This is a genomic window from Streptomyces griseorubiginosus (assembly GCF_036345115.1).
Classification (GTDB): domain Bacteria; phylum Actinomycetota; class Actinomycetes; order Streptomycetales; family Streptomycetaceae; genus Streptomyces; species Streptomyces griseorubiginosus_C.
Map to the genome: position 1 here is coordinate 2,616,655 of NZ_CP107766.1, position 11,892 is coordinate 2,628,546.

The 11,892-nt window shown below is 70.3% G+C and carries 8 protein-coding genes; all 8 read right to left on the bottom strand.

Annotated elements, in window-relative coordinates:
- Positions 1 to 17: 17 nt before the first annotated feature.
- The 8 genes from OHN19_RS11570 to OHN19_RS11605 all read right to left on the bottom strand — a co-directional run bounded on the left by OHN19_RS11570 (position 18) and on the right by OHN19_RS11605 (position 11,607).
- Positions 18 to 638 carry a chorismate mutase gene (locus OHN19_RS11570; protein ID WP_330264117.1) on the bottom strand — a complete coding sequence of 207 codons (621 nt, stop codon included), beginning with the start codon at positions 636 to 638 and terminating at the stop codon, positions 18 to 20.
- Positions 639 to 673: 35 nt separating this feature from the next.
- Positions 674 to 1,387: a glycoside hydrolase family 12 protein gene (locus OHN19_RS11575; RefSeq protein WP_330264118.1), complete on the bottom strand. Its 714-nt coding sequence runs from the start codon at positions 1,385 to 1,387 to the stop codon at positions 674 to 676.
- 39 nt (positions 1,388 to 1,426) lie between these two features.
- Complete coding sequence (locus tag OHN19_RS11580; RefSeq protein ID WP_330264119.1) at positions 1,427 to 3,625, bottom strand: glycosyl hydrolase family 95 catalytic domain-containing protein; 2,199 nt, start codon at positions 3,623 to 3,625, stop codon at positions 1,427 to 1,429.
- Positions 3,622 to 5,604 carry a beta-galactosidase gene (locus OHN19_RS11585; protein ID WP_330264120.1) on the bottom strand — a complete coding sequence of 661 codons (1,983 nt, stop codon included), beginning with the start codon at positions 5,602 to 5,604 and terminating at the stop codon, positions 3,622 to 3,624. Before OHN19_RS11585 ends, OHN19_RS11580 begins: the two co-directional genes overlap by 4 nt.
- Positions 5,601 to 7,793, bottom strand: a complete 2,193-nt coding sequence (locus tag OHN19_RS11590) for a 1,4-beta-glucanase (protein ID WP_330264121.1) — start codon at positions 7,791 to 7,793, stop codon at positions 5,601 to 5,603. The genes OHN19_RS11585 and OHN19_RS11590 overlap by 4 nt, the downstream gene beginning before the upstream one ends.
- A gap of 123 nt (positions 7,794 to 7,916) precedes the next feature.
- Positions 7,917 to 8,843 carry a carbohydrate ABC transporter permease gene (locus OHN19_RS11595; protein ID WP_330264122.1) on the bottom strand — a complete coding sequence of 309 codons (927 nt, stop codon included), beginning with the start codon at positions 8,841 to 8,843 and terminating at the stop codon, positions 7,917 to 7,919.
- Positions 8,840 to 9,919, bottom strand: a complete 1,080-nt coding sequence (locus OHN19_RS11600) for an ABC transporter permease (RefSeq protein WP_330264123.1) — start codon at positions 9,917 to 9,919, stop codon at positions 8,840 to 8,842. Before OHN19_RS11600 ends, OHN19_RS11595 begins: the two co-directional genes overlap by 4 nt.
- Complete coding sequence (locus OHN19_RS11605) at positions 9,919 to 11,607, bottom strand: extracellular solute-binding protein (protein WP_330264124.1); 1,689 nt, start codon at positions 11,605 to 11,607, stop codon at positions 9,919 to 9,921. The genes OHN19_RS11600 and OHN19_RS11605 overlap by 1 nt, the downstream gene beginning before the upstream one ends.
- Positions 11,608 to 11,892: the final 285 nt, after the last annotated feature.

An 11,892-nucleotide genomic window follows, 5' to 3' on the forward strand; every position in this document is an offset into this window, starting at 1 on the left:
CGCCCCTGAAAAGCAGGTCAGTCCCGGCAGATCGAGGGCAGGGCTCGGATCAGGGCGTGGGTGTGCAACGCGTCCAAGTGGTTCTCGTGGTGGACCTGGAAGGCAGCCAAGGCCAGTTCGGGGCGGCATGCGAACGTGCCGCGGTCTTCCGACGTGTCGGCCAGAGCCTGGACCAGCGCGCTGGTGATCCGGTTGATCTGCTGGCGGACAACCGTCAGGTCGGGCTTGGTCGTCGGCGCCTCGTCGGGGTGGTCGGTCCAGCGCTGGAACAGGCCGCGCTGGACGACCTTGTTGGCCTCGATCTGGTCGCGGAAGATCGCGCGGATCTCGTCCGGGTCGGCGCCCAGTTGCTGGGCCTGTGCGGCCACGTTGTCGAGGACCTGCTGTTCGCGGGCCGGGTCGTCGATGGGGCTGTCGGTGCCCCACTTGGCGGCCGCGACGAGGTCGGCGGTGGCCAGGCGTTCGGCTGCCAGCTCGACGACGGGGTGCAGGGGGGACAGGGAGAGGGCGGTGGCGTGGGGGGCCGGGGCGGTGCCGGAGACCGGAACCGCGACCGCGGAGCCCGTCGCGGTGAGGGCGACGGCCGCGGTCGCGGTCAGGGTGATCAGGGCACGTCGGAGGGGGGTGGTGGTACGCATGCCCCCATCAAACCCGACGCTGCCCCACGATCAGGTCAACTGCTGCTTACCGTCAGGTTGTTGGTGGTGAAGTTCAGGCCGCCGGACGAGCTGGTGATCTCGAAGCCGAACTGGACGTCACCGATGGTCTCGTTGCCGAACCAGCCCTTGGTGTCCTTGATCCACTTCAGGATCGGCAGGATGTTGACCGTGCCGGAGCTGGAGTTGGAGGTGCGGACGAAGGAGAAGACCTGGTTGGCGCCGTTGGTGCCCTTGTAGACGGTCCAGGTGTGGCCGCCGAGCGTCACGTTGCCCTGCGAGGTGCCGAGCGGGCCGACGGCTCCGGTCTTGTTGACCCAGAGCATGATCTCGTAGTCGTAGTCGGTGTCCCAGATGTCGTACGACGTGTTGTACGCGCCGGACGACGGGACCGTGACGTTGTAGCTGCTGGAGAGCGAGCCCAGCGAGGTGATCGACTTGTTGATCACCTTCTTGGAGTTCGGGTAGGACTTGATGCCGCCGGTGTTGGGGTGGTTGGCGTTGACGCCCCAGTTGGTGCCGGAGTTGGCCCAGATGCACTGGCTGCCGGCGCCGGAGCCCCAGATGTTGTTGTAGAGGGTGTAGCCGTTCAGGCTCGTGTTGGCCCACTGGTCGCAGGAGCTCCAGACCGCGGCGGACGCGGGGGCGGAGGCGAGACCGACGAGGGCGCCGACGGCCATCGCCGGGGCCAGGACCGCTGTGGTGATCTTGTTGAGGGGGTTCTTTGCCATGGTGTCCCTTTCCATGGGTGGGGGGAAATGCGGGGGTGGTTACCACGCCCCCAGACGCAGGACGTGGTCTTCTCCGGCGACGAGGTCGAGCTGTTCGGCGCCGGAGGAAGTCCTCAGTTCGACGCGGTGGGTGCGCGTGGGGCGCAGCACCGCGGTCGCTTCGGTGGGGCTCCAGGTGAGATCGAGTTCCGCCCCGAACCGGGTGCGGATGCCGCGTAGTTCGCCCCGGGGGCAGCGGGCGGGGACCGCCGGCAGGAGCACCAGCCGGTCCGGTGTCGACTGCACGAGCATCTCGATCAGGACGGCGGGCAGGGTGTGGGCGGCGTCCGCGTTGTAGACGTGCCGGTTCGGGTAGTGCGCACTCATCAGCGAGTCGTGGAAGAAGTCGCCGCCCAGGACCTGGCCGAGGGCGTGCGCGACCCGTTCGCCGTCGCGCAGCCGGGCGGCGACGAGGGCGTGGTGCAGGTGTCCGTGCGCCGAGTCGTTCTCGGCGCCCCGGAGTTCGAGGGCCCGGTGGGCGGCCTTGGCGAGGTCGGGGGTGTCGTAGGGGGTGATCTCGTCGAGGGGCCAGACCCCGTAGAGGTGGCTGAGGTGGCGGTGGTCGTAGGTGTCGTCGAGGCCGGGCCAGGCCCATTCGGCGAGGGCGCCTTCGGCGTTGGTGCGGTGGGGTGGGAGCCGGTCGGCGAGGGCGTGCCAGGTCTGCGCGCGCTCGGGGTGGTAGGCGGCGGCCGTGCGCAGGGCGTGCCGGGCGGCGGAGAGGTCCATGGCCGCGTTGACCGCGCCCCAGCCGGCGTTGGCGGGGCGGTTCTCGGGTGAGTAGGAGGGGACGACGACGAGATGGCCGTTCTCGTCGGTCCGGTGCAGGAAGTCCTCGTAGAACTCGGCCACTTGGGCGAGTGCGTGTGCGGTGCGCGGGTCCTGTTCGCCGCGGGTCTCGTCGTGGTCGACGAGGGGTTTGAGCAGCCAGTCGGCGCCCGCGGTCCACAGGTGCAGCGGGTACTCGCGGTTGAAGTGGTACGTCAGCCCGGACTCGCCGTCGGAGTGGGGCGGGGCCACGACACCGCGGGTGCCGAAGATCTCGCGGGCGTTGTCCTGCCAGTCCGGTAGCTGACGGTGGATCAGGGCTGCGAGGGCTTCGGTTACTTCGGGGAGGGCCGCGCAGGCCGCCGACGCCGTCTGGAGGTTGATGTTGGCGTCGTTGGTGAAGGCCCCCGACCAGGCGGTGTCCCAGTCGCCGGTCCACAGACCGGTCAGACGGGGCGGGTTGACGCCGCTGGAGGAGAGCAGGTGGTAGCGGCCGGCGGCGAAGAGGCGCTCCAGGAGGGCGGGGCTGTCGGGCCTTTGGAGCAACTCCGAGCCGGGCAGGGCGCGTTCGACGGGGTCCGCGCCGAGGTCCAGGGTCACCCGCCGGTAGGCGGTGCGGTGCGGCTCGGTGTGGCGGGCGAGGAGACGGCCGTACGGGTCGCCGTGGCCGTCGGGCAGCAGCTCGCCCAGGGCCCTGGCCTCGGCGAGGGCGTCCGGCTCGTCGGTGTGGCGCAGCACCCGGGTCAGCAGCAGGACGGAGTCCGCGCCGGTGATGCGCAGGCCGGGGGGTGTGAGGGTCGTACGGCCGCCCGTGACCGCGACCAGGGTGACGCCGGTGTAGGCACGGTCGCTGCCGGGGTAGCGGGCGCGCAGGGTGAGCAGGGCGCCCTCGGAGGTGAGGACCGCGCCGTGGCCGACGGCCAGGCCGTGCGGGACGCCCGGGAGCCGGTGGTCGAGGGAGACGGCCAGGTCGGGGGTGGTGACCTGGTGGACGATGACGTCGTCGGCGCGGGAGACGAAGACGCGGCTGAGGCGGTCCTCGGACTCGGCCTGGACGACGCCGGTGGTGAAGTCGACGGAGCGGCGGTGGCCGGTGTCCTCGGCGCGGGCCGTTGCGCGCAGCCGGATCTCGAAGGCGGGGTGGAAGGGCTGCACCCATTGCAGCGGGCGTCCGTCCGTGAAGCGGTCGGCGGCGTCGCGCTCCCCCGCGAGCAACCGGTCCTGGAGCGCGGGGAGTTCGGCGGCGAGACGGGGTGGGCGGGCGTGTTCGGCGCCGTTGGGGCGGACCAGGGTGTGGTGGGTGACGACGACCCGCTCGTCGTGCGGGTCGCCGAAGAGCAGGGCGCCGTGGCGGCCGTTGCCGCTCAGGAAGCCGTCCTCCCAGCGGGCGGCCGGTGCGGGTTCCCAGGTGCCGTGGACGGGGCCGTCGTTCATCGTTCGAGTACCGCCACTCCGTAGCGGTCCAGCGTCACCCGGTCCGTGCCGGACTGCCCCGTCAGCAGGTCCCGGTGGGGGCCGGGCACCGCCACGGTCACCGACTCGCGGCCGTGGTTGAGGAGGAAGAGCAGGTCGCCGCGTGGCACCGCCTCGACGCCGTCGGGCAGTCCGGCGAGGGCGGGCCGTACGCCCGCGTCGTCGGCGATGCGGGCGAGGAGCTCGCGCAGGGCGTGCGGTTCGGGGAGCGTGGAGAGGTACCAGGCGCGGCCCCTGCGGAGGATCGCGGGCAGCCCGTCGAGCTCACCGCCCTTGTAGGCGGCCTCCGTGGTGGCGTCCTCGGTCTGGTCGATCTCCTCGGACCAGAGAGTGCCCCGGAAGGCACCCCGCGGGCCTTCGCACTCGGTGTGCTCGCCCGCGTCGAGCGGCCACCACTCGTGCAGGGTGCGGATGCCGAACAGTTCGCGCAGCCGGGCGTCCATGCCGCCGGGGCGTACTCGGTCGTCCTGGTCGGCGACGCCGGTGAGGAATCCGGAGACGAGGGTGCCGCCCTGGCGGACGTAGGCGAGGAGGTTGTCGATCGCCGGGTCGGTGAGGGCGTAGAGCTGGGGGACGACGACCACCTTCCAGGCGGTGAGGTCGTGCTCGGGGTGGGCGAAGTCGGTGGTGAGGTGGGCCTCCCAGAGGGCGCGGTGCCAGGACTTCAGTACGTCCGGGTGGTCGACCTCGGTGGACAGCCGGCCGTCCTGGGCGCCGGCCCACCAGGCGTGCCAGTCGTGCAGGATCGCGATGTCGTGAGCGGTGTGACTGCCCGTCACCTTCGGTGCGAGGCGGGCGAGTTCGGCGCCGAGCTGCTTGACCTCCTGATAGGTGCGGCCCTCCTCCCCGGCGTGGCTGACCATCCCGGAGTGGAACTTCTCCGCGCCCTGCCGGGACTGGCGCCACTGGAAGTAGCAGACGGCGTCGGCGCCCCGCGCGACGGCCTGGAGGGACCAGAGCCGGTTCATGCCACGGGGCTTGGGGTGGTTCACGCCCCGCCAGTTGACCGGTCCCGCGGCCTGCTCCATCAGCATCCAGGGCCCGCGGGCCTGCGAACGGGTCATGTCCTGCACGAGAGCGCCCTGTTGGGCCCCCAGCGGATCACGCGGGTCGGGGTAGATGTCGACGGAGACGACGTCCTCCTCCTCGGCCCACCGCCAGGCGTCCTGTCCGAACCACAGCGGCATGAAGTTGGTGGTCACGGGGAGGTGCGGGGTGGCCCGGCGGACGATGTCCCGCTCGGCGAGGTAGCACTCCAGGAGCATGTCGGAGGTGAAGCGCCGGAAGTCGAGGACCTGCGTCGGGTTCTTCAGGTAGTGCGCGTGCCGGGGCGTGTGCACCTCGGCCCAGTCGCCGTAGCCCTGGCTCCAGAAGGCGGTGCCCCAGGCGGAGTTGAGGGCGTCGAGGGTGCCGTAGCGCTGCTGGAGCCAGAGCCGGAAGCGGGCGGCGGCCTCGTCGCTCCAGTCGTAGGTGCAGTACTCGTTGTTGATGTGCCACATGGTGAGGGCGGGGTGGCCGCCGTAGCGGGCGGCGAGGTCCTCGGTGATGGCGGCGGCGAACCGCCGGTAGGTGGCGCTGGAGTGCGAGAAGTGCTGGCGCCCGCCCCAGTGCTCGGTGCGGCCGTCCTCGGTGACGGGCAGGGTGTCGGGGTGCAGGTGGCCCAGCCACGGCGGCGGTGAGGAGGTCGGGGTGGCGAGGACGACCCCGATGCCGTTCTCGTGCATCAGGTCCATCAGCCGGTCCAGCCAGCCGAAGTCCCGCTCCCCCGGCCGGGGTTCGAGCTTCGCCCAGGAGAAGACGCCGAGCGTGACGGAGTTGACGCCGGCGGCCCTCATCAGCCGGACGTCCTCCTGCCAGGTCTCCTCGGGCCACTGCTCGGGGTTGTAGTCGCCGCCGTAGAGGAGGCGGCCGCGGGTGGCGTCCTGGAGTCCCGGGGTCACGCCGGCTCCCCGTACTGGATGCCCCGGCCGTTGGTGGCGATGTAGACGCGGCCGTAGAGCCGCGGGTCGGCGGCGATGGTCGCGCCGATCCAGCCCCACTGGTGCCGGTCGTCGTTGACCCGTACCCAGGTCTTCGCCTCGTCGTCGGAGCGGTACACGGCGGTGATCGTCTCCGTGGAGCCGACCTGGTAGATCGCCGGGTAGTCGGCGCCGTCGGCGGCCTTGCCGAAGGCGAGGGTGTACGAGGCCCAGCAGCTGGTGAGCTTCGTGAAGGTCGCTCCGCCGTCGGTGGACCGGTACAGGCCGTTCCACTTGGTGCTCAGCCACAGGTCGGCGGAGCGCCCCGGGGCCGCGGCCAGCTGGAACTGACTGTCCCCGGACGGCAGTCCGCTCGCGCGCCCGGTGAAGGTGAGCCCGCCGTCGGTGCTGGCGAACAGGGTGCCCGTGTCGGTGTCGTATGCGTAGAAGCGCGTCGGGTCGGCCGGGTCGGCGAGCGGGGTGGCGCCCTTCGGGTACGAGGCGACCTCGGACCAGGTCGCTCCGTTGTCCGTGGAGCGCTGGGCGGGGTACTTGGTGCCGTCCCAGTGCACGAAGGTCCACAGCAGCACGCTGCCGTCGGTGTTGGTGGCGATCGGTCCCGGCGCGTCCTTGGCGAGGGCGGGCTGGGCCGCGAAGGGGGCCCAGGTCCGGCCGCCGTCGTTCGAGAAGGCGCCGTTGCCGTGGTCGCCGAAGCCCGTGCGGACGACGTACGACGGCTTGGCGGCGGCCTGGGCGAGGCCGGTCGCCGATCCGAACACGGGGTTCGACGCCATGCCGCGCGAGGGTGAGGCGGTGAGCCGCTCGTGGTACATCACGCCGACGTCCCCGAGCCCGCTGAGCAGGTGCGCCTGACCGGTCGGGGGCGAGATCAGCTGCCGTACGGAGGTCTCCTCCAGGCCGCGGATCTGCGGGGCCCAGTGCTTGAGGTCGCGGGTGCCGTAGAGGGTGGCGCCGGTGCCGTAGACGATGTGCTTCGAGTCGTACGGATCGACGGCGACGGCCTGGATCCACCAGCCGAACTTGGGCGCGTCGGCGCCGAAGGTGAGGAACGGCGTCTCGGACACGTCGAGGACTGCGGAGTCCTTCAGGGAGGTCCAGGTGCGGCCGCCGTTCGTGGTCCGGTACAGCGTGTCGACGGCCGCCCACCGGTTGTTGGTGGAGACGACGACGGTGCCGGGGCGGCGGGCGTCCACGGCGACCCCGCCGTAGCCGAAGGTGTCGCTGCCAGCGGGCCGGACGGGGGTGACGTCGGTCCAGGTGCCGGTGGCGACGGCCAGCTTGTGCACGCTGCCGTCGGACTGTCCGTTGGGTCCGGGGGCGTCCGCGTAGCTGACGTACAGCTCGCGGGTGTGGCAGTCGTAGGCGGCCCGGATCGGCACCTTGGCGGAGGTGCCGGAGGGCTGCCCGGGGACGGCTTCCCAGGTGGTGCCGTCGAGGGTGCGGTACAGGTTGGCGGTGGTGCCGTCGGAGTCGCCCCAGCCGGCGTAGAGGACCCGTCCGGCGGCGACGAGCAGGGTGACGCCCTGGCCGCTGCCGCTCGGGCTGCCCGGGAAGCCGCTCGCGGCGCCCCAAGTGGCGCCCCGGTCGGTGGACTTGAGCAGGCCGTCGTGTCTGGTTCCCAGCCACAGCGTGTCACTGTCCCGGGGATCGACGAGCAGCCGTTCCCCGGTCCCCCTGCCGTCCTCGTTGCCGCCGAGCTTCACGGTGAGGTCGGCCCGCGCCCAGGTGACCCCCCGGTCCTCGGACCGCAGCACGGCCCCGTTGCCGGCCCAGGACTGCGCGTAGGTGCCGAGCGCGAGATAGACCCGGTCGGGATGGGCCGGGTCGACGGCCATCGCCTCGACACCGAGCAGGTTCCAGTCGTCCCACCCGAGGTCGTCGTTGAGCGGAATCCACCGAGCCTTCCGGTCGTCCCACCGGTAGGCCCCGCCGATGTCGGTCCGGGCGTAGGCGAGCCCGCGGACGGAGGGGTGGAAGAGGACACCGGTGACGAATCCGGTGCCGCCGATGACGACTTGGCGCCAGCGGTAGGAGGGGGTGGCGGAGTCGGCGGCCGAGGCCACGCCGGAAAAGGACGGGACGGCGGTGATCGCGGCGGCGGCCGCGGCCCCGGCGAGAACAGCACGACGGCTGGGACCGGACGTAAGCATGACAAACCTCGCTCTGAACTAAGGGAAAGTGAGCCCACTCAGGGGCGCGGGGAACTGCGCGCCCAGCCACAGACGACCCGCGGCCGCCGTCCGTCAGAACCACCCCTGTGGGATGGCGAACGGTCAGCCCTTCACCGCACCGGTCAGCATCCCCTTCTTGAAATGCCGCTGCACGAACGGAGAAGCCACCGCCACCGGAATCAACGCCAGCACCATCACGGCCATCTGCAAACCCAGCGCCGACAACTGCCCCGTCCGCACCGCCTGCTGCAACCCCGTAGGGGCCTCCGTGTTCTTCTGCACCAACTGAATGAGCACGTTCTGGAGCGGCATCATCGACTGGTCGCTGAGATAGATCGACGCGTTGAACCACGCGCTCCAGTACCCCACCGCGTAGAACAGCGAGATCACCGCCAGCACGGCCCGCGACAGCGGCATGACGATGGTCAGCAGGATCCGCATGTCCCCGGCCCCGTCGATCCGCGCGGACTCGGTGAGTTCGGGCGAGATCCCCATGAAGAAGGCCCGCAGCACAAGGATGTTGAAGACGCTCACCGCACTCGGCAGGATCAGCGACAGATAGGTGTCGGTGAGCCCCAGCGACTGCACGAGCAGATACGTCGGGATGAGCCCGGCGCCGAAGAACATCGTGGCCATCATGGTCATCAGGAAGAACCGGTGCCCGAGACTCCCCGGCCGCGACAGCCCGTAGGCCGCCAGCACCGACACCGTCATCGAGAACAGCGTGCCCACGAGGGTGACCCCGACCGACACCATGATGGCCCGGCTGACCTGGCCCCCGCTGAGCAGTTCCGTGTAGTTGACGAAGGTGATGCCCTGCGGGATCACCACGAGTCCGCCGACCCGGTCGATCACCGGCTTCGGGGAGAGACTGGTGACGATGACGATCCACAGCGGACCGAGCACGCCCAGGCAGCACAGGAGCAGGAGGCCGCCCTTGGCGGTGAGCCCGGCCTTGCTGGGCTCCTCCTCCCACACCGGCCGGGCGGGAGCCTTGAGGCTGCGGACGAGCTGCGTGTTGAGGCTCACTTCTGGTACACCCCCTGCTCGCCCAGCAGGTGCGCGAACTTGTTCGCGGCCAGGACGAGACACACTCCGATGGCTCCCTTGACGAGGCCGACCGCGGCCGCGTAGCTGAAGTCGCCGTTCTGGATACCCATGTTCCACACGTAGGTGTCGAGGACCTCGCTGGCCCCGGCCCCGACCGCGTACCGCTGGAGCAGGAACTGCTCGAAGCCGACGCTGAGCGCGTCACCGACCCTGAGGACCAGCAGCAGCGCGATCACCGGGCGCAGTGCGGGCAGCGTCACGTGCCACATCCGGCGCCAGCGCCCGGCACCGTCCATGGCGGCGGCCTCGTACAGGTCGGTGCTGACCGCGGCCAGCGCTGCGAGGAAGACGATGATCCCCCAGCCGGCGTCCTTCCAGACGGCCTGCGCGGTGACCAGGTACTTGAACAGGCCCGCGTTGGTCATCAGGTCGAAGCCGCTGTGGCCGTGGTCCTCCAGGATCTGGGCGATGATGCCCGCGCCGCCGAAGATCTGCTGGAACACGGTGACGACGAGGACCCACGAGAAGAAGTGCGGCAGGTACATGATCGCCTGGGCCACCGCCCGGACCCGGGGCCGGACCACGCTGTTGATGAGCAGCGCGAGGGCGATGGGGACCGGGAAGAACAGCACCAGCTGGAGCACGAAGAGCACGATGGTGTTCTTCGCGGCGCTCCAGAACAACGGGTCGTCGATCATCCGCGAGAACTGCTCCACCCCGACCCAGGGGCTGTGGAAGATCGCGGTGATGCCGTTGCTGGAGACGTACGGGTCGTACTCCTGGAAGGCGACGACGTTGCCGAGCAGCGGGACGTAGTTGAAGACCAGGAGCAGGACCATGACCGGCAGCGTCATCAGGATGAGCGTGCGGTCGCGGCGCAGCCGCACCTTGAAGGGGACCTTCCCGGCCTTCCCTGCCCTGCCCGCCCTGCCGGCCTTGCCCGCCTTGCCCGGAACCCGGTCCTTGGCGACCGCGGCGGCGACCGCGGCCGCCGGTTCCTCGACGGCCGCGGGAGGACGGGTCCCGTCGGGCCGGCTCCCCGCCGTGAGAGACATCAGTTGCCGCTGCCGTTCTTTTCGAGGAGCTGCTTGTACCAGTCGCGCAGCTTGTCGCCGCCGGAGGACTTCCAGGTGGAGATGGCGGCCTGGACGTCGGAGAGCTTGCGGTTGCCGCGCACGTAGTCGAGCTCCAGCTGCTCGAACTGGCTGCCGAGGTTGGCCCAGCGGGTCGGTTCGACGATGTTCATGCCGAACGTGGACGTCTTCTTCATGAAGGCGCCCATCCGCTGCTGCCACTCGACCTGCTTGCGGGCGATCTCGGGGAAGTCGGGGTGGGCGTAGTAGGCGGCCGGCGCGGCCAGCATCACCCAGGCGTTGAGGACCTCGGAGTTGCCGAGGTCGTTCTTGACCGGGACGCCGTTCTTGACGGTGTAGTGGGTGCCCTCGACGCCGTAGTCGACGAGCATCCGCTCCTTGGTGCCGTAGGGCGCGGCCGCGAAGTCGGCGGCGGCGAGCGCGTTCTCGACCGTCTCCTTCGAGGCGCCCTTGCGGATCATCGACCAGATGGTGGCCGGCTGGCCCGCCCACAGCTTGGGGTCGCCGCCGTCGGCGCCGAAGATGTCCATGCCCTCGATGACGAAGTCCGGGTTGGAGGCGGCCTGTTCGGAGGTCTTGCCGTACCAGCTGGAGATGTTGTCGTTGTAGACGAGGATCTGCCCGGCGGTGAACCGCTGGCCCGCGTCGCCCGAGCGTGCCTTGTCGTCGGGGTGGACCACGCCCGCGTCGAACAGCTTGCGGACCCACTCCAGGGCCTCGAGGTACTCGGGCACCTCATGGCGGTAGGTCAGCTTGCCGTCGTCCCCGATGTTCCAGCCGAGGGTGCCGGAGGGGCGGACGCCGAACATGCTCCACGCACTCCAGGTCATGTCACCGCAGGCCCACACCTTGGCCTTGGCGCTGGTGGCCTCCTTGGCCCAACTGAGGAACTCGTCGGGCGACTTGGGGACGCTGTAGCCCTTCTTGTCGAAGATGTCCTTGCGGTAGAAGGGCGTGATCCAGTTCGCCGTGGCGGCCGGCATCGGGATCCCGCGCAGCGCCCCGCCGAAGATGCCCATGCGCCAGGCGTCGGAGGGGATCGCGGCCAGGTTCGGGTACTTCTTGACCTTGTCGCCCGCGATGTAGGGGCTGAGGTCCATGAACTTCGCGGTGACCGCGTTCGCGATCTTGCCGACCAGCTCCCAGCCGGGCACGACCACCATGTCCGGTATGGAGCTGGAGGCGAGGACCGCGCCGAGCTTCTCGCCGTAGGTGTTGCCGTCCTGGTTCTGCCAGGTGATCTTGGTGCCGGCGGCCGCGTCGAGCGCCGTGTAGTAGGCACAGCCGGCCTTCGGCGGGGAGCCCCAGAACGGCGACATGATCTTGAAGGGGGCGCCGGTGCCGAGCTTCTTCGGGACCGAGGTCCCGAGGGCCGCGAGGTCGACCTTGCCGGTGAAGCCGGCGGCGGAACCGTTCTTCGACGGGAGGTCCGGCTTGGCGACCGTGCTGGCGACGAAGGCCGGGAGCATCTTGTCCGCGGCCTTGCCCGAGGTGGTCCCCTCCTTCGATCCGCTGTCCGAACCGCCGCAGGCGGCCAGCAGCGGCATCCCTCCCGCCACCGCGGCGGTGGCGACCGCCGTCGAGGCGAGGAAGCTTCTCCGGCTGGGCCCGGAGGGACCGGAGGAGGGGGCAGCGGCATTCGGCGTCATTGCGTCAACCCTTCATGGCGCACCAGGACACCCGGCGGTGGGGCCGTCGGCTGAGGTGTCTTGAGTGGAACTGGCTGAGCTGAAGCGATCCCTCGACCGAATCCGTAGTCGAAGCGCTTCGATGTTGCTGTGAGGTTAAGTGAACCCCCCGGGGTGCACAAGGGTCGATCCCAAGATTCCTCGTACATACGGGAGGTGACCTTTTCTTATGCACCGCTTGAAGTGACGGTGTTGATCCCTTGACACCCACCCCACCGTCGAACCAGCATCGAAGCGCTTCGAAAG

What these genes read in the sequence shown, in the direction of transcription:
- OHN19_RS11570 (WP_330264117.1), bottom strand. Translation starts at nt 638, where the DNA reads ATGCGTACCACCACCCCCCTCCGACGTGCCCTGATCACCCTGACCGCG.
- OHN19_RS11575 (WP_330264118.1), bottom strand. Translation starts at nt 1,387, where the DNA reads ATGGCAAAGAACCCCCTCAACAAGATCACCACAGCGGTCCTGGCCCCG.
- OHN19_RS11580 (WP_330264119.1), bottom strand. Translation starts at nt 3,625, where the DNA reads ATGAACGACGGCCCCGTCCACGGCACCTGGGAACCCGCACCGGCCGCC.
- OHN19_RS11590 (WP_330264121.1), bottom strand. Translation starts at nt 7,793, where the DNA reads ATGCTTACGTCCGGTCCCAGCCGTCGTGCTGTTCTCGCCGGGGCCGCG.
- OHN19_RS11600 (WP_330264123.1), bottom strand. Translation starts at nt 9,919, where the DNA reads ATGTCTCTCACGGCGGGGAGCCGGCCCGACGGGACCCGTCCTCCCGCG.
- OHN19_RS11605 (WP_330264124.1), bottom strand. Translation starts at nt 11,607, where the DNA reads ATGACGCCGAATGCCGCTGCCCCCTCCTCCGGTCCCTCCGGGCCCAGC.